Annotated in this window: 18 protein-coding genes; 16 read left to right on the forward strand and 2 right to left on the reverse strand. The window is 50.6% G+C overall.

Annotation, left to right across the window (positions count from 1 at the left end; translation table 11 throughout):
* Window positions 1-55: 55 nt before the first annotated feature.
* Window positions 56-1,792: an ABC transporter ATP-binding protein gene (locus ACI4N7_RS04810; protein WP_439732230.1), complete on the forward strand. Its 1,737-nt coding sequence runs from the start codon at window positions 56-58 to the stop codon at window positions 1,790-1,792.
* Between the two features lie 413 nt (window positions 1,793-2,205).
* A complete protein-coding gene (locus ACI4N7_RS04815; RefSeq protein WP_439732231.1) occupies window positions 2,206-4,236 on the forward strand; it encodes a transporter substrate-binding domain-containing diguanylate cyclase in 2,031 nt (676 codons plus the stop codon).
* 204 nt (window positions 4,237-4,440) lie between these two features.
* On the opposite strand, the gene galU is transcribed toward ACI4N7_RS04815, so the two are convergent.
* Both galU and galE read right to left on the reverse strand, forming a co-directional pair.
* Window positions 4,441-5,322 carry a UTP--glucose-1-phosphate uridylyltransferase GalU gene (gene galU, locus ACI4N7_RS04820; RefSeq protein WP_439732232.1) on the reverse strand — a complete coding sequence of 294 codons (882 nt, stop codon included), beginning with the start codon at window positions 5,320-5,322 and terminating at the stop codon, window positions 4,441-4,443.
* Window positions 5,323-5,544: 222 nt separating this feature from the next.
* Window positions 5,545-6,537, reverse strand: coding sequence for a UDP-glucose 4-epimerase GalE (gene galE / locus ACI4N7_RS04825; RefSeq protein ID WP_439732233.1), 993 nt, complete (start codon window positions 6,535-6,537; stop codon window positions 5,545-5,547).
* A 158-nt stretch (window positions 6,538-6,695) separates the two neighbouring features.
* Between galE and ACI4N7_RS04830 the strand changes: the two genes are divergently transcribed.
* The 14 genes from ACI4N7_RS04830 to topA form a co-directional block, all read left to right on the forward strand.
* The gene (locus ACI4N7_RS04830) at window positions 6,696-7,901 is read left to right on the forward strand and encodes an HAD family hydrolase (protein WP_439732234.1); all 1,206 of its coding nucleotides are present in this window, start codon (window positions 6,696-6,698) and stop codon (window positions 7,899-7,901) included.
* Between the two features lie 491 nt (window positions 7,902-8,392).
* On the forward strand, window positions 8,393-9,421 hold the full coding sequence (locus ACI4N7_RS04835; protein WP_439732235.1) for an ATP-binding protein: 1,029 nt from the start codon (window positions 8,393-8,395) through the stop codon (window positions 9,419-9,421).
* Entirely contained in the window at window positions 9,409-10,248 is an 840-nt protein-coding gene (locus ACI4N7_RS04840) for a PSP1 domain-containing protein (RefSeq protein ID WP_439732236.1), read from the forward strand. Before ACI4N7_RS04835 ends, ACI4N7_RS04840 begins: the two co-directional genes overlap by 13 nt.
* Complete coding sequence (locus tag ACI4N7_RS04845; RefSeq protein WP_439732237.1) at window positions 10,241-10,987, forward strand: tRNA1(Val) (adenine(37)-N6)-methyltransferase; 747 nt, start codon at window positions 10,241-10,243, stop codon at window positions 10,985-10,987. Before ACI4N7_RS04840 ends, ACI4N7_RS04845 begins: the two co-directional genes overlap by 8 nt.
* Window positions 10,984-11,829 carry a 16S rRNA (cytidine(1402)-2'-O)-methyltransferase gene (rsmI, locus tag ACI4N7_RS04850; RefSeq protein WP_439732238.1) on the forward strand — a complete coding sequence of 282 codons (846 nt, stop codon included), beginning with the start codon at window positions 10,984-10,986 and terminating at the stop codon, window positions 11,827-11,829. The genes ACI4N7_RS04845 and rsmI overlap by 4 nt, the downstream gene beginning before the upstream one ends.
* Before the next feature lie 498 nt (window positions 11,830-12,327).
* Window positions 12,328-14,271, forward strand: a complete 1,944-nt coding sequence (gene metG / locus ACI4N7_RS04855; RefSeq protein WP_439732239.1) for a methionine--tRNA ligase — start codon at window positions 12,328-12,330, stop codon at window positions 14,269-14,271.
* Entirely contained in the window at window positions 14,271-15,044 is a 774-nt protein-coding gene (locus ACI4N7_RS04860) for a TatD family hydrolase (RefSeq protein WP_439732240.1), read from the forward strand. The genes metG and ACI4N7_RS04860 overlap by 1 nt, the downstream gene beginning before the upstream one ends.
* Before the next feature lie 575 nt (window positions 15,045-15,619).
* Window positions 15,620-16,249: a CatA-like O-acetyltransferase gene (locus ACI4N7_RS04865; protein ID WP_439732241.1), complete on the forward strand. Its 630-nt coding sequence runs from the start codon at window positions 15,620-15,622 to the stop codon at window positions 16,247-16,249.
* Between the two features lie 13 nt (window positions 16,250-16,262).
* Window positions 16,263-17,363, forward strand: a complete 1,101-nt coding sequence (gene mazG / locus ACI4N7_RS04870; RefSeq protein WP_439732242.1) for a nucleoside triphosphate pyrophosphohydrolase — start codon at window positions 16,263-16,265, stop codon at window positions 17,361-17,363.
* A 30-nt stretch (window positions 17,364-17,393) separates the two neighbouring features.
* The gene (locus ACI4N7_RS04875; RefSeq protein WP_439732243.1) at window positions 17,394-17,699 is read left to right on the forward strand and encodes an HU family DNA-binding protein; all 306 of its coding nucleotides are present in this window, start codon (window positions 17,394-17,396) and stop codon (window positions 17,697-17,699) included.
* A 352-nt stretch (window positions 17,700-18,051) separates the two neighbouring features.
* Window positions 18,052-18,405, forward strand: coding sequence for a YraN family protein (locus ACI4N7_RS04880; RefSeq protein ID WP_439732244.1), 354 nt, complete (start codon window positions 18,052-18,054; stop codon window positions 18,403-18,405).
* Window positions 18,406-18,433: 28 nt separating this feature from the next.
* Entirely contained in the window at window positions 18,434-19,948 is a 1,515-nt protein-coding gene (locus tag ACI4N7_RS04885; protein WP_439732245.1) for a YifB family Mg chelatase-like AAA ATPase, read from the forward strand.
* Window positions 19,949-19,950: 2 nt separating this feature from the next.
* Window positions 19,951-21,042 (forward strand): DNA-processing protein DprA, encoded by a 1,092-nt coding sequence (gene dprA / locus ACI4N7_RS04890; protein ID WP_439732246.1) that lies wholly within the window; start codon window positions 19,951-19,953, stop codon window positions 21,040-21,042.
* Window positions 21,043-21,328: 286 nt separating this feature from the next.
* The coding region (gene topA, locus ACI4N7_RS04895) for a type I DNA topoisomerase (protein WP_439732247.1) at window positions 21,329-23,727 on the forward strand (2,399 nt) is incomplete at its 3' end.

Raw genomic sequence — 23,727 nt, forward strand, 5'->3', positions numbered from 1 at the left:
CACCTTTAACCTTCCGAACCCGGGGTGCAGAGCGCATCCCATAAAGGAGACAGCTATGATTACACGATTTATGAAATACTACAGACCCTATATGAAAATTCTCGTCTGGGTCATTATCGGCACCTTTGCCATGGCAGGGCTGGACCTGATTTTCCCTATTGTGGTCAGAAATCTGATCAACCATGTACTGCCGGATAAGGATATGCACCGGCTTCTGTGGGGTTCGGCTGTTCTCCTGGCGCTGTATATTTTGAATTTTATCATCCAGTTCCTGGTCCAGTACTACGGTCATGTTATGAGTGCCTCCATTGAGCATGATATGCGAAAGGATCTGTTTGCCCATATAGAGAAACTGTCCTTCCACTATTTCGACAATGAAAAGACGGGGCAGCTTCTGTCCCGTATTACCAGTGATATTACGGAAATCAGCGAGCTGTCCTTCCGCGGCCCCAATGATGTGCTTCTCTGCGGCGTGATCATGGCAGGCACACTGGTGGTCATGCTTTTCATGAACTGGAAGCTGGCCCTTCTGATCGGTGCCCTGCTGGTGGCAAAAGCGATCCATACCGTCAAGATTAATAAGAAAATGAAGGGAGCTTTCCGGCAGAATAGAAAAATGGCCGGCGAAGTGGCAGCCCGGGCGGAGGAAAGCCTTTCCGGCATCCGTCTGGTAAAGGCTTTTGCCCAGGAAGCCTTTGAACTCCGTCGGTTCGAGGAAAAAAGCAGGGACCTGAGGAATACAAAATTTGAATCCTACCGTCTGGTGGGCTATTTTTCCGGCAGCATCAATTTCTTTACTAATTTCATTAATGTGGTGGTGATTCTGGCAGGGGGCTGGATGATTACCAGAGGCGAACTGCTGCTTTCCGATTTCGTGGCATTCCTGCTGTATGTGAATATCTTCATGCGCCCTGTATTCCGGCTGACCATCCTGGCCGAAGTGTATCAGCGGGGCATGGCAGGCTTCCACCGCTTTGAAGAAATCATGCATACAGAGCCGTCCATTACGGATCCGCCCCATCCTCTGGCTCTGCCATCGGTGAAGGGGGATATTGATTTCCATGATCTTTCCTTCGGCTATGACCCGGACCGGCTGATTCTCCACCATCTGAACTTTGATATCCCTGCAGGAAAAACGGCTGCTTTCGTAGGAGAAACAGGGGCAGGAAAAAGCACCCTGGTGAGCCTGCTCCTTCGGTTCTATGAACCAACAGAAGGCTCCATCACTTTGGACGGTCATAACCTCAATGAATTTGCCCAGCAGGATCTCCGGCGGAAAATCGGTATTGTGCAGCAGGACGTGTTCCTGTTCGGCGACACCATTGCCGAAAACATTGCCTACGGCAGGGAGGGAGCCACCATGGAGGAAATCCGCCGTGCCGCTAAACTGGCGGCAGCGGATGAATTCATCGAATCCCTGCCCAATGGATACGATACTAAGGTAGGGGAAAGAGGGGTGAAACTCTCCGGCGGGCAGAAGCAGAGAATTGCCATTGCCCGGGTGTTCCTCAAGAATCCGCCGGTGGTGATTTTCGATGAAGCCACCTCCGCTCTGGATACCCAGACAGAAAAAATGGTACAGAGCACCCTGGATGATCTGGCAAAGGACAGAACCACCATCATCATTGCCCACCGCCTGTCCACCGTGCGGAATGCGGACTGCATCTATGTACTGGATCATGGACGCCTCATTGAATCAGGCAGCCACGATGAACTCATTGCCAGAAAGGGCAAGTACTATGAGCTCTATGAAGCCCAGAAGAAAAAGAAAAGCAGTGAAACAGGGGACTAGTGAACCGGGAAAACCATACAACCGGGCTTTCACCCGGTGAAAAACAGACAACCGCGCTTTTGGCGCGGTTGTTTGACGTTATAACAGCAGCACCAAATCAAACTTCATCGCCTGAAGGCCAATACTTTTCCCCAGGTGATAGCAGACGCAACCTTCCGCCGAAGGCTGATACATCTTTCGGGGCCAAAGACACCGTTTACCTTCCCCGCTGAACCCTTATGTTCTTTTCTTTACTTTTATCTGTTTTCATCATAGAATAAAAATATAATTCATTCTTCTTATTTCCTGTAAAGGGTTGATTCATGATGCCTGAGCTCCTGGTTCGTCTTTTAACTCTTCTTCTTTTTCTCTGCAGCTGCTTCTATCCTGCCTTCCCGGGGAGGGCGGAGATTCCTCCGGAGAAGGTGGTTCGGATGGGATATACGGTGCCGGACCAGTTCAGAGATCACCCGGAGGATATGGAAAAGTCCGGGTATACCTATGATTACCTGCAGATGATTGCCGATTACAACCGCTGGCGGTATGAATATGTGTACGGTTCCTGGACGGAGCTGCTGGAGAAACTGGAGAGCGGGGACATTGACATCCTGGCCAATGTGTCAGATACGCCGGAGAGAAAAAAGGTTTATTCCTTTTCCAATTTTCCTCTTCGCATTGAGACCTATTATATTTTTGTGCCGTCGGAAAAGGCATCGCTGTATCATAAAATTGACGATTTTCGGGGCAGGAAGGTGGCAGTGGGAAAGAATACCACCGCCGGCCAAAAAGTCCGGGATTTTGATGAGGCCCATCATCTGGGGATTGAAATTGTGGAATACGGCAGTATCGGTGCCCGCATGGATGCACTGGAGCGGGGCGATGTGGACGGGACTGCAGAGTTTACTTCCCGGGCCGATATAGGCGATGATTTGACGCCCCTGTTTTTTGTAGGAAGTGACACCTCCTATTTTGCGGTGACTAAAGGCAGGGAGGATGTCTTGCGGGATTTGAACCGTGCTCTGGGAGAAATTCATATATATAATCCCACCTTTGAAATCGGCCTTCGTCAGAAATATTTCCGGCATGACAAGGATACCTCCCTTCTGCCCCTGGATGAAAGGGCCTGGTTCGGAGAGCACGGATCCATCCGCATAGGGTATATGGCTCACATGATGCCCTTCATCTGGACAGATTCCGAGAGAAAGGCCCGGGGGACATTCCGGGACCTTCTGGACTACGGATTTAAGGCTTTTGGTATTTCCAGCGGCATAGAGTACATTCCCTATGAAAATATGGAAGAAATGAGAGGGGATCTAAAAGCAGGGAAGATTGACGGGGCCATGCCGGTGTATGACAGCCCCTTCATGTTGGAAAAGGAAGGCTTTCTGCAGACGGCCGATATAGTCCCGGTGAAAATGTATAAAATAAGCAGGGAAAACGAGCCTGTTTCCGATGAGACCGTGTTTGCTGTGACAGACACTTTCCCTGCCCAGGAAAAGTATGTAAAAGAGTTTTATCCCCATAATAAAATCCTCCACTATCCTGATCCGAAGGCAGTGTTCCAGGCCATTCGAAATGGTGAGGCCGATGCTGGTATTATGAACCCATACCTCATTTCCATTTATCTTGGAAACGAAAAAGGTTTAACGCAGGAGGAACTGCCCCAACGGGAAGGGTTGACCATAGCGGTGAACCGGGACAGGTATCCCCTTTTCTCGGCTATCAACCGCATGCAGAATCTCTGGGGTGGAATCAATATCAATGAATCACTCCTGAAACATGCGAACGAAGTGTATCAGCCCGGTTTCATGGACTATGTGGAAAGAAATTACGGCAAAGTCCTTGTGGTCATTTTCGTAGGCACCCTGGTGCTCACCTCCCTTGTGTCCATGATTATCTTCCGGGGCAGGCAGAAAAAAGAAGCAGATATGCTGGCCAGAATAGACCAACTCACCGGCCTTCCCAACCGGCGGGCCTATGAAGAAAAGCTGAAGGAAATCGAAGAAAATCCGCCGCCTCATCTGGTGGCAGTGGTGCTTGATGTGAATGGCCTTAAAAAGGCCAATGACACGAGAGGCCACAGTGCGGGGGATGAACTCATCCGGGCTGTGGGAGACTGCTTCCGCCGCACATGCAGGGAGAAAGAATACAGGAAATATACCTGCCTGGGCTATCGGGTAGGAGGCGATGAATTTGTGGGCCTGCTCTATATGGACCGGAAGATCTATGATGCCCTGGCAGATGCTTTCAGAAGAAATGTATCTTCCTGGAAAGGAATAAGAAACGAAGGTCTCTCCGTATCCCTGGGATATGCAGACTGGAGCGAATTCCCCTCCGCATCCATTATGGAACTGATCCGGGTGGCGGATAACCGGATGTATGAAGATAAAGAAAGGTATTACAGGGAACAAAGGAAGAAAGTGACATGCCATCAGCGTGATGATTGCCAGCCGCCTCGCTGCTGAAGGAAATGTACTCCTGTTCCTGTGCACATTCTGAACCTTCAGCGGCGGGGCCGTGCACAGCAAACATATTTTGAAGGAGTTGGGCAGCGCACAAAGTGCAGTGAGCTGTTTCCCTTTTAGAGGCTGTCAAACTTTAGATTTGGCACGGGGCTTTCCGTGCAGCAAAAAAGACCGGCAGAAGCCGGTCTTTTTTATGTTTCAGTTTTATTTGTCTTCTTTCAGCAGGTTTTTCAGGTACTGACGGAACTGGGGCCCCAGATCCGGACGGCGGAGGGCAAATTCCACAGTGGCTTTCAGGTAGCCCAGTTTATTGCCTGTATCGTACCGTTTTCCGGTAAAGTTGTAGGCATACACATTGCCGTTATGGGCCATGACGCGCAGGGCATCGGTGAGCTGGATTTCCCCGCCCTTGCCGGGCTTTGTCTGTTCCAGAACTTCAAAGACGTCCGGGGTGATGACATAGCGGCCCAGAGCGGCAAAACGGCTGGGTGCTTCTTCCATGGAAGGCTTTTCGATCATATCCTTTACCTTCAGAAGATTGGGGTCATCCGTAGGCTGTCCGTCTACAATGCCGTAGGAGGAAACCTGTTCCGGAAGGACTACCTGGCAGCCGATGACTGTGCCGCCGGTTTTATCATACTGGTCCATGAGCTGGCGGAGCGCCGGTTCGCCATTGGCGTTGTAAACCACATCGTCTCCCAGAATGACGCCGAAAGGTTCGCCGTCAATGAAATCCTTGGCGCAGAGGATGGCATCGCCCAGGCCTTTCATGTACTGCTGGCGGGTGTAGTGGATCTTTACAGAAGCCACCTGGCGCACTTCACGGAGAAGGTCCATTTTGCCCGATTCATACAGATGCTGTTCCAGCTCCGGAGAGGAATCAAAATGGTCTTCAATAGCCCGTTTTGCATGGCCGGAAATAATGAGGATCTGCTCAATACCGCTGGCTCTGATTTCCTCTACAATGTACTGAATGGTCGGTTTGTCTACGATAGGAAGCATTTCCTTCGGCATGGCTTTCGTTTCCGGAAGGAAACGGGTACCGAAGCCGGCAGCCGGAATCACGGCTTTTCTGATTTTCTGCATAGATGAACTCCTTTTTATTCATAAGAAAGTTTGATGTTAGAGAATAGGTTTTAAAGAGTAGTGGATAAAATGTAAATGGGAGAACAGCGGTACGAGCCGTATATGGGACAATCGAAAGAATTCCGGTCAGCAGGGGAGATTTCTCGACTCCGCTTTGCTGCGCTCGAAATGACGATGTGTTCGATCCTGATCCCGACCGCACCGCAAGGCGCTTCCACTATCTCACTTCTTATACCCATAGGGATGTTCTTTATGCCATTTCCAGGCAGAGGCGATGATTTCTTCTGTATTGGAATGGATGGGGTGCCAGCCCAGCACTTCTCTGCATTTTTTCGAGGAGGCGATGAGTACAGCCGGATCACCGGGGCGGCGGGCTTCTTCAGTTACTTTGAAGGGAACGCCTGTCACTTTTCTGGCGGTTTCAATGATTTCCCGCACGCTGAATCCCTTTTCACTGCCCAGGTTGAAGTAGGTGCTCTTTCCGCCGTCCATCAGGTATTTCATGGCCAGCACATGGGCGTCGGCCAGATCCAGTACGTGGATGTAGTCGCGGATGCAGGTGCCGTCGGGGGTGGGGTAGTCGGTGCCGTAAATGGCAATGTGGTCTCTCACGCCCTGGGCTGTTTTCAGGATAAGGGGAATGAGGTGGGATTCGGGATTGTGGTCTTCACCGATGCTGCCGTCCAGGGCGGCGCCGGCTGCGTTGAAGTAGCGCAGTGCCACATAGGAAAGACCGTAGGCTTTGGTGAAGTCATTCATCATGTTCTCGATGACCAGCTTTGTCCTTCCATAGACATTGGTGGGATGGTGGGGGAAATCTTCCTCAATGGGCGTCTTTTCCGGTTCACCGTATACAGCGGCGGTGGAGGAGAATACGATTTTATCTACTCCTGCTTTTTTCATGCCCAGCAGGAGATGGAGCGTGCCTTCCACGTTGTTTGTATAATATTTCGCCGGATCCACCATGGATTCACCTACCAGAGAGTAGGCGGCAAAGTGGATGACGCCCCGGATATCATATTTCTTCAGGGTGTCTGCGACAAAATCTATATCATGAATGTCCCCTTTCACCAGCGGAGTCCCTTCCGGAACGGATTCCGCATGGCCGGTGGACAGATTATCAAAAATAACAGGCGTAAAATCCTGGGACGCAAGAAGGGCCCTTACAGTGTGGGAGCCGATATATCCGGCGCCGCCGGTAACTAAAATGTTCATGATCTGCCTCCTTATACAACATTACATTCAGTATATCATATAAAGAGAGGCTCTGTGAAAGAGTTATCCATAAAGGGCCTGTTTCTTCCCGGTTCCGGGCAGCCTCTTTTTCGATAAACTGCGGCGAATCCGTGCCCGCCTCCCGGAAATATGATAGAATGGATAAAAACAGGAAATGGAGAGATGCAGGGCTTTATTTCCCGGAGATGACGGAGGAAATCAGGATGAAAAAGGTCATTTTTGATGTTGACGGCGTACTGCTGTCAGAGGAAAGATATTTTGATGTGTCAGCGCTCACGGTGTGGGAAATTCTGCACAGTAAGGATTATATGGGCCTTCCCATGGAAGGGGAAGACTTTGATCCCCGCCATGTGACAGAGGGGCAGATTGCCTCCTGCCGCAGCCGTGTATGGGGCAATGACCGCCTGCTGGAATTTCTCAAGGCCCGCGGCATCAATTCAAACTGGGACATGGTTCATGCCTGGCTGATTACTGCCCTGTGGCTTATGGCCAGAACCTATAAGGAACGGTCCGGCGGGGAAAAGGTATCCCTGACTTTTGAAAAGCCGGAGGATATGCAGAAAGCAGGGCTCCTGCTCATGGGTCTTCCCATTCCCCGGGCTGATGCTATTCTGGAGACATGGAAATCCGTTCTTCCGGAAGGCCTGGAAGGAGAAGATGTGATTACTTGCATCAGCAGAGCCATGGCCGGCGACTTTGGAAACAGTACGGACTGGGCCCTGCTCCGTTCTCCCTTCTGGACCATCCACACCGAGGCCTTCCAGGCCTGGTATCTGGGAGACGATACCTTTATTTCCCTGCTCCATCATATGCCCTTCAGCGGCGGGAAAGAGGGCTTCCTCTCCAGGGAAGTGCCCCTGGCTCCGGCAGAGGCCATCCGGACTCTTTTTATCCGCCTGAAAGAAAAAGGCTTTGCCGTGGCCGTGGCCACCGGCAGGGCGCGGAAGGAAATGGAAATTCCCTTCAAGCTGTTCCACTGGTATGAGGAATTTGATCCCCTCTACCTGGCCACCGCCTCCGATGCGGTGGAGGCAGCAGACATGTTCCACTGCCCTGTGCCCGATAAACCGCAGCCTTTCATTTTCAGCTGCGCCGTATTCGGACGGAAAAGGGAAAATTATAAAGCCTATCTGGAGGAAAAAATGAAACCGCAGGAGCAGGATGACATCTATGTATGCGGCGACTCCTACTCCGACGTGCTGGGCAGCCGCCGGGCCGGTACGAAATTTATCGGCATCCTCACCGGACTGGAAGGGAAAAAGGCGGCAGCCATGTTTGAACGGGAAAATGTGCCTTATGTAGACAGAATTACGGACATTGAAAAGGTGATTTTCGGGAAATAGAGAAGAATTGATGGGATTTGGCCGGGCAGTCCTCTGTACCGGGGATTTGTGAGTGAGCTGGTGAAGGCGCCTTGCGGCGCGGTGGGGACCGGGAACAAGACGGGGGCGAGAACGGAGAATATCGTTCGGGATCCTTAACGCTGATTGTGATCCTTTTGCCTGCCTCATTGGCTGCTCGTAACGAGATTCTTCGCCTTCGGCTCAGAATGACGGGTCAGGCGGGAAGGTTTATGCGTAATACTAATTCAAGCTTTGTGCACCGAAGGACACCACCACCCTCTGAACCTTCTGAACCATTATTCTTTCAGTGCAGTTCCGCTAACATGCGGGAAGACAACTCTCCCTGCGCACTTGACATTCTTCGCACGGTCTCCCTGCATGGCCCGGCAGCGGCTTTTGCAGTATGCCGGGAGTCATGGTAGAATAATCTTGAGTCCGGCCTGTGCCGTTATAACGGGAGGCCGGCGCCGGAAACCGGCAGGGAGGTATGTATGGCAGGATTTTTTCCTCATGTGTATGGACAGGAAAAAGTAAAGAAGGAACTGAAACGTTTATACGAGGAAAACAGGATTCCCCATACTCTTATTTTTTATGGCGATGAAGGGCTGGGGAAGACCACATCAGCCCTGGACCTGGCGGGTGTTCTTACCGGGAAGGAGGAGAAGCTCTGGTCTTCTCTTTTATCCCTTACGGAAGAAGAAAAGAAAAAGCTGCCGGTCATTACCCTGGCAGATGAGCAGGTATGGTATTTAAGGCCTCTAGGCATGGAGCTGAAGATTGAGCAGTTCCGAACCTTTCTGGAAGCCATGCCTTCCTTTGATGAAAAGCCCCATGTCTGCATTATTGATGAAGCCCAGACCATGATGGATCCGGTGGCCAATGCGCTTCTTAAAACACTGGAAGAGCCGGAAGGAAATATTCATTTCATTCTGATCACTCATGATCTGGATGCTCTGCTTCCCACCATTATTTCACGAGGGGAAAGGTTTGGATTTCTTCCCCTATCGGAATCGGAATTTGACTCGTTTATCCATGAAAGGGAAAAGGAAATCCATTTTCCTCCCGGCATGAATGAAAGAGTGCTCTACCAGCTGTCGGAGGGAAATCCGGGAATGACCCTGGAGGTCTGCGATGAAGGCGGCAGCGCCCAGCCGGAAACTGCCATGGATTTCTGGGAAAAGGCGGCCATGGACAGTATGCCCTTTTCCACGCTGAGCAGCATGGAATTCAAGGAAAGAAAGGATTTCCTCAAGATGCTGCGCTGGATCATCCTGGTGGGACGGGATATCTGGATCCTGTCGGAAACAGGGGACAGAAACGCACTGCGCTGCATTTCCGTAGCGGACCGGGAGGAGCGGATTGCCTCCTTCTGGCGCGGAAGAAAAGGGGAAGAGGCGCTGCAGGCCCTGAAAACAGCAGAAACAGCAGCAGCCAGATATATAAATATAAAGAATATCTGGGACATGATTCTTATTACATTTGAACATATACAGAAAGGCGAAAAAGAATGGATCAGGTAATCGGTGTCCGTTTTAAGCCGGCAGGTAAAATTTATTATTTCGATTCCAACCATCTGGATATCCATCTGGATGACGGGGTGATTGTAGAAACTTCAAGGGGCCTGGAATACGGCAATGTGGTGATTATGCCCGAACATCCCGTACTTGACGAGGATGCTCCTCTAAAGCCCGCCATCCGCAAGGCTACCATGAAGGATATGGCTCAGCTGGAACGGAACAGGGAGCGGGAAAAGTCCGCCTTTGATATCTGCCTGAAAAAAATTGAAAAATTCAAGGTGCCCATGAAGCTTCTCCGGGCCGAATATACTTTTGACAGAAATAAAATTGTTTTCTTCTTTACCTCCGACGGCCGGGTGGACTTTCGTGAACTGGTGAAGGAACTGGCCTCCGTTTTCCATACCCGCATTGAATTAAGACAGGTAGGGGTGAGAGATGAAGCCAAGCAGGTGTCCGGCATCGGCTCCTGCGGACGGCCTCTCTGCTGTGCTACCTTTTTGGGAGATTTTGCACCTGTTTCCATTAAGATGGCTAAAAACCAGGGCCTGTCCCTGAATCCGGCCAAAATATCCGGCGTCTGCGGCAGACTTATGTGCTGCCTCCGGTATGAAAATGATCAGTACGAAGGGGAAAACCGGAAGAAACGGTGCTGCCCCATGGCACAGGGGAAAGGGCCCCGGTTCCGGGTAGGGATGAAGGTTATCACCGATGAAGGCAGCGGGCAGGTTATTTATGTGAACAGCCAGAAACATACGGTGAAGGTACAGCTGGATGGACAGAAGACGAAGATTCTGCCCTGGGATGCTGTGGAACAGGAAGAAAATGACTGAGTGGAAATTGAAGGAAGGAGAAAGGCTGGACGATCTGGTGCGGGATGGAATGAAGCTCATCCAGCGGCCGGATCAGTTCTGCTTTTCTATTGATTCGGTGCTTCTGGCCCATTATCCGGCCATTAAGCCGAAGGACCGGATCTGCGACCTGGGCACCGGCACCGGCGTGATTGCCCTTCTCATGTCCGCTCTGGGCGGGAAGGATATTGCCGCATTGGAAGTGAATCCCGTTATGGCGGATCTGGCAAAAAGAAATGTGGAAGGAAATCACAGAGAATCTGTGATCCATGTGATTCCCTGCGACTACCGGAAGGCGAATGAGCATTTTCCCTCCGGCTTTTTTTCTCTGGTGGTGGTCAATCCGCCCTACCGGGAAGTGGGCAGCGGGAAAATGAGTGAAAGCAGCGGCGTGGCCAGCGCCAGCTATGAGCTGCATGCCACGCTGGAGGAAGTATTTAAAACGAGCCGCTATCTTTTGAAATATGGAGGACGGCTGGCCATGGTTCACCGGGCCGACCGCACGGCGGATCTGATTTCTCTGGGCCGGAAATACCGCATGGAACCGAAAAGAATGCGCTTTGTTTACGCCAGGAAAGGACATACGGCGGTGCGTGTGCTCATGGAATGGAAATACGGCGGCCATGCGGAACTCTGCGTAGAGCCGCCGCTTCTCATCCATAATGAGGACGGGTCCTATACAAGGGAAATCATGGACATATACGGGAAGGAGAGCCTATGAACGAAGTAAAGCCCGGTACCTTATACCTGGTACCTACGCCGATAGGAAATCTGGCAGACATTACGGAAAGAGCAGTTGACGTGCTGCGGCAGGCGGATGTGATTGCCTGCGAGGATACGAGGCATACCCGGATTCTTCTGGACCATCTGGGCATCGGCGGCCATGTGGTGTCCTATCATGAACATAATAAAAAAGAAGCAGGCCCCAAGCTGATTGCCATGCTGGAAGAAGGAAAATCTGTGGCCCAGGTGAGCGATGCGGGCATGCCCGTCATTTCCGACCCCGGCGCCGATCTGGTACGCCTGGCACTGGAGGCATCCATTCCCGTGGTGCCCCTGCCGGGGCCCAATGCGGCACTGACCGCCCTGGTGGCCTCAGGACTGGATGCCCGTCAGTTTGCCTTCATCGGCTTCCTCCCGAAAATCACGGCTAAGCGCAAAAAACTGCTGGAAGATATGAGCCGCGTGCCGGTGACGCTGATTTTTTATGAAGCGCCCCATCGTATCAAGGAAACCATGGATACTCTGATCACGGCTCTGGGAGACAGAAAAGCCGTGACTGCCCGGGAACTGACCAAAAAATTTGAAACCTTTGAACGGGGCACCCTTTCCTCTCTGAGAGCCCGCATGGACGAAGAAGATCCCCGGGGCGAATACGTGATTCTGGTAGAAGGCTGGAATGAATCCATGGAAGAAGAAACGGAGGAAGCTTCCGGCTGGCAGGACGAAGCCATGAAACTTGCGGAAACCATGCCCCTTAAGGAAGCTGCCCGGCAGACAGCAGGCAAATATCACCTTTCCAGAAGGGAAGTCTATCAGTTCCTGCTGGGGACACGCTCTTAAAGAATGTAAAATGGAAAATGGCGGCTCATCTTTCCGTCTGCTCAGCTATTCCGGTCAGCCGGCAATAAAAAGGCCTTTTACGGGCAGATGAGGGCCAGCTTCAGCTGACTTGTAAACTTTCTGCAGAGTCCACAAACAGCGATGAATTTCGGTAAGTGCCGCAGTTGAAACAATCGAAGAAATTTCAGTCAGCGGGAAGATGACATATTGACATTCTCCTTCCACGATCCTGCTCCCGGTTCCGACCGCGCTGCAGAGCGCCTCTATCAGGGGCTGGCCGGTATACAGCAGGGGAGATTTCCCGGCTCCGCTTCGCTGCCCTCGAAATGACGATAAGCCAGGGCGGCTGTATTCCCGAAGGGCGCAGGCCCTTTTGAACACGGACACGCCGGGCGCGCGCTCCATTTGTATATCTTTTTATATAGAGTTATAATAAAGAATATTGCAAATAAAAGGAAAGCTCTATTCTTTGAACCAATAAACGCAGGAGGCCTTTTTATGAGTGAAAAACCAGCATATTATATTACTACCCCCATTTACTACCCCAGTGCGAAGCTCCATATAGGACATACCTACTGTACTTCCATCGCCGACAGCATGGCCCGTTTCAAGAGACTGGACGGCTATGATGTTTTCTTCCTCACCGGCAGTGACGAACACGGCCAGAAAATCGAACAGAAGGCGGAAGAAGCAGGCGTGACGCCGATTCAGTATGTAGACGGCATTGTGGCTCTCTTCAAGCAGCTCTGGAAGGAACTGAACATTTCCAATGATGATTTCATCAGAACCACAGAAGAACGGCATAAGAAAGTCGTACAGATGCTCTTCCAGCGTGCCTATGACAAGGGAGATATCTACCTCGGCAAGTATGAAGGCTGGTACTGCATTCCTGATGAAACCTTCTGGCCGGAAAACAAACTGACCCCTGATCATATCTGCCCCGACTGCGGCCGTCCGCTGCAGAGAGTCAGCGAAGATGCCTATTTCTTCAAAATGTCCAAGTATGCAGACCGCTGGATGAAATATATTGAAGAACATCCGGACTTCATTCAGCCGGAATCCCGCAGAAATGAAATGATCCAGTTCGTCAAGAGCGGCCTGGAAGATCTCTGCGTATCCCGCACCAGCTTTACCTGGGGCATTCCGGTTCCTTTTGATCCGAAGCATGTGGTGTACGTATGGTTCGATGCTCTGGTCAACTATCTCACCGCCGCAGGCATTGTGGATGATCCGGAAAAATTCAAGAAATTCTGGCCGGCCGATGTACATCTGGTAGGAAAGGAAATCGTCCGTTTCCATACCATTATCTGGCCGATCATGCTCATGAGCCTGGGCATCGAACTGCCGAAGAAGGTTTATGGCCATGGCTGGCTGATTGTAGACGGTGAAAAAATGTCCAAATCCAAGGGCAATGTCATCGATCCGATTCCGCTTCTTCATGAATTCGGCTCCGATGCCATCCGCTACTACCTCCTCAACGATATCCAGCTGGGACAGGACGGCAATTTCAGCAGAGACCGTCTGATTTCCCGCATTAACTCCGACCTGTCCAACGATCTGGGCAACCTGCTCTACAGAACCCTCTCCATGGTGGACAAGTACAATGGCGGCATCCTGCACAAGGGCGACGTCTCTTCCGATCCGGCCATTGCAGAAGCCTCGAAAGAAGTGGAAGACCATGCGGCAGAAACGCTGGCAGCCTTCCGGAGCGGTATGGACAACTGGAAGATCAATGACGCCATCAAGGCAGTATGGACCTATATCCGCTCCCTGAACAAATACATCGATGTGACCATGCCCTGGGCACTGGGAAAGGATCCTGCAAAGAAAGACCTTTTGGATGCAGTCCTTTACCACCTGTGCGAAGGACTTCGCTTCGTATCCCTTCTCGCTGAACCGGTGATCCCGATTGCAGCAGAAAAAATCTGGAACCAGCTGGGACTTGACGATTTCAAGGATGCCTGCTACAAGGATCTGGTATGGGGCGGCATTCCTGACGGAACAAAGACCCACAAGGGCGAGCAGATTTTCCCGCGTATCGAAATTGAAGAAGAAACAGCGCCCAAGGCAGGAAAACCGGAAAAGAAAGAGAAAAAGGAAGAAAAGCAGGAAGAAAAACAGCCTGCCATTTCCATTGATGACTTCTTCAAGACAGACCTCAGGGTAGCAGAAATCCTGACAGCGGAAAAAGTGAAGAAATCCAGGAAACTGATCAAAATGACCGTCAGCCTGGGCGACGGCGATGAAAGAACAGTAGTCAGCGGAATTTCCGAATACTACAAGCCGGAAGACCTCATCGGGAAACACGTGATTTTCGTTTCCAACCTGAAACCGGCCAAACTGATGGGCATTGAATCCCAGGGCATGATCCTGGCCGCTTCCAAGGACGGAAAACTGGAAGTTCCCTTCGTGGATATGCCTGCCGGCAGCAAGGTAAAATAATGAAACCCTTCGACACCCATGCCCACCTCTATGACAAGGCCTTCAACAGAGACCGGGAAGAAGTCATAGCCCGCATCCTGGACCGGCTGGATCATGTGGTGATTCCCTCGGAAAACTATGAGACGAGCCTGCAGGCGGTACACCTGGCGGAAACTTACGGCCCCCTGTATGCAGCCGCAGGCATTCATCCCCAGGAGACAAAGTATGCTACGGAGGAAATCCTGCAGAAAATTGCGGACCTCATAGAATCTTCTCCCAAGGTCAGGGCTGTGGGAGAAATCGGGCTGGACTACCATTATCTCTATTCTGACAAAGAAACCCAGAAAGTATGGTTTGCCCGTCAGATCGAACTGGCCAAGGACCTGGACCTTCCTTTTCTCATCCATGACAGGGAAGCTCACGGTGATACTCTGGCTATTCTCAAAGAACACAAGGGGAAAAACATGCGGGGCATTATGCACTGCTTTTCCGGAAGCAGGGAAACAGCGGAAGAACTGATGAAACTGGGCTTCTTCATATCCTTTGCAGGCCCGCTGGTCTTTCCAAACAGCCGCCGCCTGAAAGAAGCAGCCCGGGACATCCCTTTGGACCACCTGCTGATCGAAACAGACAGCCCCTACCTGACTCCGCCGCCCCATAGAGGACAGCGGAACGAACCGGCCAATGTAATCTACGTGGCCGAAGAAATTGCCCGCCTCAAGGAAATACCTGTAGAAACGGTGATAGAACAAACAAGAAAAAATGCCATGCAGATCTATGGCATAGAAGCATAAAAAAACGGCCGAAAGGCCGTTTTTTTTGCTACCCTGCTTTATGGCTGAAATTGGACTGGCTCCGTGGAGATGAGGCGCAGAGGGCGGTGGAAAAAGGAAGAATAAAGAATGATGAATGGCAGCGGCACCCTTTTGGGGTTAGAGCTTTAAAGGCAGCGTTCCGCATGACTGGTCCCGCCTGTCCTTGTCATTCTGGTCCGGTCAGAAGGAAGGTTCTTTTGTGGGCAGGCAAAGGGCCAATTTCAGCTGATTTTGAGACCCTCTGCAGGGGCCCTACATAGCGAAGAAACTGAGTGCGCAAGGATATAAGAGACAATCGCAAGAATTCCCGAATAACTCCCGTCATTCTGAGCGAAGCGAAGAATCTCGGTACATGCCGCCTATGAAGCAATAACAAGAAGTCCTGGTCAGCGGGAAGGAGACTGATTGGCATTCTCTATTTCCGATTCCGATCTCAATCCCGATCCCCACCGTGCCGCAAGGCGCCGCCCGCTTATTTTACCCTGACACAGCTGCGAGCAGCAGCTTCATTTATATGATATAGTATAGGCAGAAGAAAAAAGGAGGGGTATGCTATGGCATTTACGCTGATTGACCGGACCCGGTGGGACAGGGAAGAGTATTTCAGCTACTTTCTGGATGAAGTGCCCTGTATGTACAGCATGACAGTGAATCTGGATGTGACGCCTGTCATGAAGCGCAAGGAAAGACCCTACCCGGCTCTGCTGTATTTTCTTTCTGTAGTAGAGAACAGACATAAAAGATACCGGATAGCATTCAACGAAAAAGGAGAGCTGGGCTATTTTGACAAAGTGCATCCCAGCTATACCGTCTTTCATCCGGAGGATCACACCTTTTCCAGCCTCTGGACGGAATACAGTGAAAATTACGCCGATTTCCTTACGTCCTATGAAAAGGATGAAGCACTTTACGGCCAGGTCAAGGGTCTGTTCGGCAAACCGAACAGACCGGTGAACCTCTTTCCCGTGTCCGTCATTCCCTGGGTGCCCTTTGAATCCCTCCATCTCAGTTTTCCAAAAGCGTTTCGCTTCTTCCTTCCCATGTATACCCTGGGGCGGCTTCAGAGAAAAAGAAGCCACTACTACATGCCCCTCTCCCTGGAAGTGCACCATGCGGTGTGCGATGGCTACCACGCAGGAAGGATTTTCAAAGAAGTGCAGTCTCTGATTAATCAATGGAGGTAAACCAGTGAACAGGATGGAATTACTTCAGCTTTTAGAAGAAAAAGGACTTCTCTCCAAAGAAGATAATTTTACCATAGCAGGCGGAAACGAGGCCGCTTCCATTTCCCTCCGCATGCCCCATATGATGATTCTCAGGGACTGTCTGCCGGAAGACGAAAAGATACTGGCTGAGCGAATCCTCACGGCCTATCGGGAAGACACCACGATCCTTATCATGAGTCATGGAAATATCCTTCTCCTTACCGCCGCAGAGCTGGCGCAGCGCAGCAGCCATGATAAAGAAATCCTCCTTTTTGACAGCCGAAAAGCTCTGCTGAAGCCAGCCGCTCCCTACAGCCTTTCCGACCTCTCCGATACTGTCCATACCCTTCTGGCACCGGGCGGATGCCCCTGGGACCGCGCCCAGAGCCACGAGACCCTTCGCACCTATTTCATCCAGGAAGTTTATGAAGTGGTGGACGCCATCGACCGCGGCGATATGAAAAACCTGAAGGAAGAGCTGGGAGACGTGCTGTTCCAGATCCTCTTCCACGCTGCCCTGGCGGAGAAGGAAGGGTACTTCACCATGCAGGACGTGGCTGACGGCATCAAAGACAAGATGATCAGGCGCCATCCCTTTGTTTTTGATAAAAATGACAGTGACTCTTCCGTTTCCGGTCCCCAGGGCTGGGAAAAAAGGAAAAGAATTGAAAAAAACAGGAAATATCTGATGTCCGGGGTGCCAAAAAGCTTGCCAAGTCTGCTTTTAACGTGTATAATTCAAAAGAAAGTTAGTTCCAATGGGCTTCAGGAAGCCTTCGCTCCTGGAGACCTTCCGGCGGATATAAAGAAACAGATTTCCCGCTTCCTGGAAGATGACCGTGAAATGAACAGAGAAAAGAAAGCGGGAGCTTTCCTGTTCTCCCTTGTTCATTATCTGCAGGAAAACGGAATAGAGCCGGAACTGGCTTTGCATCATTTTGCCATAGACTTTATGCGCTGGTTCTGCTCTTTTGAGGACTACGCCATAGAGAAGGGTACACCTATGACGGATCTGAGTCCCGAGAAAACCCTGCAGTTATGGAAAGATTTCATTTCAGAAAACCCTTTCCCATTGGAGCTAAAGACGGTTTAACCGTCAATTTTTAAAGGAGGATGTTTAGTTATGAACAAAACAGAACTCATCACAGCAGTTGCCCAGGAAGCAGAAATGACCAAGAAAGACGCTGAAAAAGCTGTCAAAGCAGTACTGGACGTTGTATCTCAGGCTCTCGTTAAGGGAGACAAAGTACAGCTCATCGGCTTTGGTACTTTCGAAGTTCGTCAGCGTAAAGCACGGGTAGGCCACAATCCTTCTACCCAGGCTGAAATCAAGATTCCGGCATCCAAGACCCCGGCATTCCGCGTTTCCAAGCAGCTGAAAGAAAAAGTAAACGCAAAGAAAACAAAAGCAAAGAAAGCAAAGAAATAATTGATACATTTTGCAGAAGCCTTCCGAAAGGGAGGCTTTTCTTTTGCCCTGAAAATATGCATGATTGAAATGGATAGCATTTTCAGGATTCATATAATTTAATAATTCATGATTTAGATTCATTGACGGGCTCCTTCTTTTCCTTTTACAATAAATAAAAGGACTCAGCAGAAAACGGCATTTATAAGGCTGACACATAGTAAAAATTGTATTTTTGCATTTTTCTGTGAAATCTGATCAGATACAGCCTTATAAAAGGAGGATATTGTCCTGCGATCATTTTGAAGATCTGTTGTATTTTTCAAACAGTCAATCCGTACTTACGGCAGTCTGTGACAGAAAGGAGAAACCTATGGAGAGGACAGCCTTTGGCAGAGAAGGGGAAACTCTGGCCAAAACGTACCTGGAAAAGAAAGGCTATCAGTTTTTAGACCGTAATTTTAGAACAGCTCACGGAGAAATTGATCTGATTATGAATGATAAAGGCACGCTGGTTTTTGTGGAGGTGAAAAGCCGGCATAATCGACGTTACGGAGAACCGGTGGAAGCGGTAAACCCTTTGAAACAGAAGCATATCCGTTATGGGGCCAGGACTTATATCACGAAACAGAGGGTTGAGGATAGAAGTATACGTTTTGACGTGGTAGAAGTCATGATACATGGCAGCGGAGAAATCAAATTTCGTCATACAAGGAACGCTTTCTGATATTTCATTGTCACAAAGGAGAATTCATATGTATGCAAAAGTATTGGGGACAACAACGTTTGGGTTAAACGGCCATGTCATCGGAGTAGAGGTAGATATCAACAAGGCGTTTCCTGCTTTTGACATTGTGGGGCTTCCGGCGGCTTCTATCAAGGAATCGAAGGAACGGGTGCATTCTGCCATACGGAATTCCGGATATCATTTTCCTGTGGATAAGGTCACTGTCAACCTGGCACCGGCAGACTTGAAAAAGGATGGCTCCGGACTGGATCTGCCGATTGCCATCGGACTTCTGGCAGCAGGTGGGGAGATACCGCAGGAATGTCTCAGAAATACCATTTTTATTGGAGAACTGTCTTTAAAAGGGGAAATTCGTCCTGTGCCGGGGATTTTATCCATGGTACTGGCAGGTAAAGAATCTGGCGTCTCCCGTTTTTTTATGGCTCCTGCGGTAACCGGCGAGGCTCTTTTATGTGAAAACATTGAAGTCTACGGGCCCAGGACACTTCGTGAACTGATTGAATTCCTGGTAGGAAGGCAGCCGCTGGCTCCGGCAGTCCGGCAGGAATCGGGAAAGAAGATCGTCAGTGATGTGGATTTCGCGGAGGTACAGGGGCAGGTTATGGCCAAGCGGGCCATGGAAATTGCGGCGGCCGGTGCCCATAATATGCTTATGACCGGGCCTCCGGGATCCGGAAAAACAATGCTGGCCCGTCGCATTACCACCATTCTTCCTTCCATGACGAGGGAAGAGGCACTGGAAGTAACCAAGATATACAGCGTGGCAGGTCTTTTCAAGGCGGAAGATATTATGCGGGAAAGACCCTTCCGAAGTCCCCATCATACGATTTCCATGGCCGGACTGATTGGCGGGGGTACTATACCTCGGCCCGGAGAAGTGACTCTTGCCCACCGGGGCGTGCTTTTTCTGGATGAACTGCCGGAATTTCCCCGATCGGTGCTGGAAGTCTTGCGGCAGCCCCTGGAAGACAGGGAAGTCCATATTTCAAGGGTAAATGCCTCGTTTATTTATCCGGCCGATTTTATACTGATTGCGGCCATGAATCCCTGTCCCTGCGGTTATCTGGGAGATCCTGACCATCCCTGCACCTGCACGGATGGAGAAATACGAAGTTACGGGCGGAAGATTTCCGGTCCGCTTTTGGACCGCATCGATCTTCATGTTTCAGTGCAGCGGCCCAAGTACAGCGAGCTGACGGCTGCTGTAAAAGGGGAAGCATCCCGGGATATTGCGAAGAGAGTAGAGCAGGCACGTCATTTGCAGGCAGAGAGGCTTGCTCCTTGGCATATGCAGAACAATGCGCAGATGGGCCATCGGCAGCTGAAGGAAACCTGCCATCTGGACAAGGATGGCACGGATATGCTGAGAGAGGTTTTTGAAAAGCTCCATCTGTCAGCCCGCAGTTATGACAGAATCATTAAAGTGTCTCGTACCATTGCAGATCTGGATGGAAAATCGGGTATTGAAGCTTCTCATGTGGCGGAAGCGATCAGTTACAGAAATATGATTCCCCGGAGGTAGCCATGGATAAATACGCAGCATCTCTTCCCGGATGCCCCAGGCTGGGGGCAAAACATATGCGGAGCCTGATTGAATTTTTTCATACGGCGGAAAATGCCTGGAGAGCTTCTGATAAGGAGATCAGAGATTCTCATGTACTTCACGGCAATGGAGAGAAGGCTTTCCTTGCCTGGCGTCATGAAACAGACCCGGATAAAGTGGAAGAGCAATTGTATAAAAATGATATCCGCTGCTGCACTTGGGAAGAAGAGGAATATCCTTCCCTTTTAAGAACGACTGCCAATCCGCCGGCAGTTCTGTTCTATCGGGGAAGGCTGCCTGACCATGAAAGGCTGATTGCCGTTGTCGGTTCAAGAAAAGCTACTGCCTATGGGGTGCAGACGGCAGAACGTTTTGCCCGGGGGCTGGCGGAAAAAGGAATTGTTATTGTCTCCGGCGGCGCAAGAGGTATTGACAGTGCATCTCACAGGGGAGCCATGGAAGGCGGATATCCCACAGTGGTAGTCGCTGCTTTTGGCCTGGATAGGGTATATCCCCCAGAAAACAGGAATTTGTTTCAGCAGATTGTGGAAGAAGGAGGCGCTCTAATTTCTGAATATCCCTTGGGTACGCCGCCTCTCGGACGGCAGTTTCCTGCAAGAAACAGGATTATAGCGGGCATGTGCCGCGGCGTTATCGTAGTGGAAGCCGCTGAACGAAGCGGGTCCCTTATTACTTCTGATTTTGCTCTGGAAGAAGGAAGAGACGTATTTTCCGTACCGGGAAGCATTTATATTCCTTCCTGCCGGGGAACCAACCAGCTTATACGAAATGGCGCCATCTGCTGTACTTCCTATGAGGATGTATTGTCTGAATATGGCTGGGAAGATAAAGAAGAACGGAAGACTCAAACGAAATTGACGGCATTGACATTGGAAGAGGAAATGGTGTATCGTTTCTGCTGTATGGAAAATGAAGTGATGGCAGAGGATATTCTGCAGCAGTCCGGCCTGTCGGTGGTGAAACTGACCATGCTGCTCCTACAGCTCCAGCTGAAAGGATATATCAAAGAAACGGGAGCAGGACGGTATATGGTACTGAAAGGGGAGTCATGAGCCTGAAAGTGGAATGCTGCGGAGAGGGCAGGACTCTTTTTCATGGGTTTTAAAAAGGCGAATGCCATGCTTTAAGGATGTCCCGGCAGGCTGTTCCCAAATTTCCCATTGCCATTTTTCTTTTATCATTTATAATTACAGGTGACTTCATAAAGAAATCAGGTTCTTCCGGGATGAGTCCGGAAGCATTGATATATTGATATATGACTGCCGGTGCTTTCTTGCCTGATAGGGAAAGGTTCCGGTTTTCATATTTTTTCCCTGGTAGTACAGAGGAGGAAATAGATTGCCTATTACAAGAACGATTACTTTGGAAAAGAAGAAGCGAAGCCGCAAGGCTGCTCAGCCGGTGCTTTTCAAGCGGAAGCCCGATCCGAAGGGAAAGACGCTGGTGGTGGTGGAATCCCCGGCCAAGGCCAAGACCATCGAAAGGATTCTGGGACCGGATTACAAGGTTATGGCATCCAAGGGTCATCTTCGGGATCTTCCCCAGAAGACTCTGGGGGTGGATATCGACCATGATTTCAAGCCGGAGTATGTGGATTCCAAGGAACGGGAGTCCATCATCAAGGATCTGCAGAAGGAAGCAAACCGGTCCAGGGCCGTCCTTCTGGCAACGGACCCTGATCGTGAGGGTGAGGCTATTTCCTGGCATCTGTCCAAGCTTCTGGATGTGAATCCCGATGATAATGTACGTATCGCATTTCATGAAATCACGCCGCCGGCTATCAAGGAAGCCATAAAGCATCCCGGTCCCATCGACATGAACCGGGTGGATGCCCAGCAGGCCAGACGTGTGCTGGACAGGCTGGTGGGGTACAAGCTTTCCCCCTGGCTCTGGAAGCTCATATACCGCGGGCTTTCTGCAGGACGGGTGCAGTCCGTGGCTACCCGGCTCATCTGTGAAAGAGAAGAGGAAATCCAGGCTTTCAAGCCGGAAGAATACTGGACGGTAGACGGCGTTTACCGGAAGGGAAACGCTGAAACCTTTACCGCCAAGCTGGTACAGATTGACGGCAAGGATGCGGTCATCCGGAATCAGGCGGAAGCGGATGAAGCTGTGGCGGATATGGAAGGAAAGGAAGCAGAAGTCATTTCTGTCACCCGCTCCCGGAAGCAGAGAAAGACAAAGCCGCCCTATACCACTTCCACCATGCAGCAGGATGCGGTAAACCGGCTGAATTTCAACTCGAAGAAAACCATGATGCTGGCCCAGAATCTGTATGAAGGCATCGAGATTCCAGGAAAGGGCCATGTAGGGCTCATTACGTACATGCGTACCGATTCCACCCGTATTTCCGATGAAATGATCGAGCAGGTGCGTCCTTATATTGAAACGGTGTATGGTGAGGAATATCTGCCGGCCAAGCCCAATGTGTTTGCCAAATCCAAGAAGGCCCAGGATGCGCATGAAGCCATCCGGCCTACCAGTCTGGAGTTCCCGCCGGATGCGCTGACTTCTGTCCTGACCAGGGATCAGCTCCGGCTGTACAGCCTCATCTGGAACCGTTTCATCGCGTCTCAGATGGCGCCGCAGGTCCAGCAGACCACCACGGCCCTTCTGCAGAGCGGCCGCTGCACCTTGAGAGCCAGCGGCAGTCATGTGCTCTTTGACGGCTTTACCATCATGCAGCCGGCGAAGGAGAAGAAGAAAGAGGGAGAAGAGGCCGGTTTCCTGCCGCCTCTGAAAAAGGGAGAAATGGTGAAGCATGTGAAAACGGAAAAGGAACAGCATTTCACAGCGCCGCCTCCCCGATATACAGAAGCCAGCCTCATCAAGACGCTGGAAGAAAAGGGCATCGGCCGTCCGTCCACCTATGCGCCCATCCTGGATACGATCCAGAAAAGAAAGTATGTGGTGAAGGAGGGCAAGCAGTTTGTACCTACGGAAATCGGCTTCAAGGTCACCAATCTGCTGAAGAAGTATTTTGAGGGCATTATTAATGTAGATTTCACGGCCAATCTGGAAAACTGGCTGGATAAAATCGCAGAGGGTCATGCAACCTATAAAAAGGTAATGACCGATTTCTACAAGGTCTTTGATAAGGAGCTGGAAGCAGCCAACGGTCAGGCAGATAAGGAGAAGAAGGAAAGCCAGGAAGTCACTGATGTGAAGTGCGAGAAGTGCGGCGCCAATATGATCGTGAAAATGGGACGCTACGGAAAGTACCTGGCCTGCCCCAATTATCCGGAATGCAGGAATATCAAGCCCTACAGCGTGCTGAACGGGCCGGATGAAGTGTCCGATGTGAAGTGCGACAACTGCGGTACTCTCATGGTTTACAGGGAGGGTCCCTACGGCAGGTATCTGAAGTGCCCCAACTGCAATGCCAATAAGGCCATTGTGGTGGATACGGGAATCCAGTGTCCGAAATGCCATGAAGGCCATATGGTGCAGCGGAAGACAAGAAGGGGCCGTACGTTTTACGGCTGCAGCCGGTATCCGAAATGCGATATGGCTCTTTGGAATGAGCCGGTGGATCAGTTCTGCCCGGTATGCGGTTCCATCATGGTAAAGAAGACCTATAAAAACGGAAAGGAGCTCATTTTCTGCTCCAATCCGGACTGTCCTACCAATCCGAAGAAAAAGAAAGCTAAGGAAACGAAAGACACTAAGGAAACGGTAGAAGAAAAGCCTGCCGTGAAACGGGGAAGGAAAAGTAAGAAGGATACAGGAGAAGCGAA

Origin of the sequence: Dialister sp., from assembly GCF_051885895.1 — a bacterium.
Lineage (GTDB): Bacteria > Bacillota > Negativicutes > Veillonellales > Dialisteraceae > Dialister.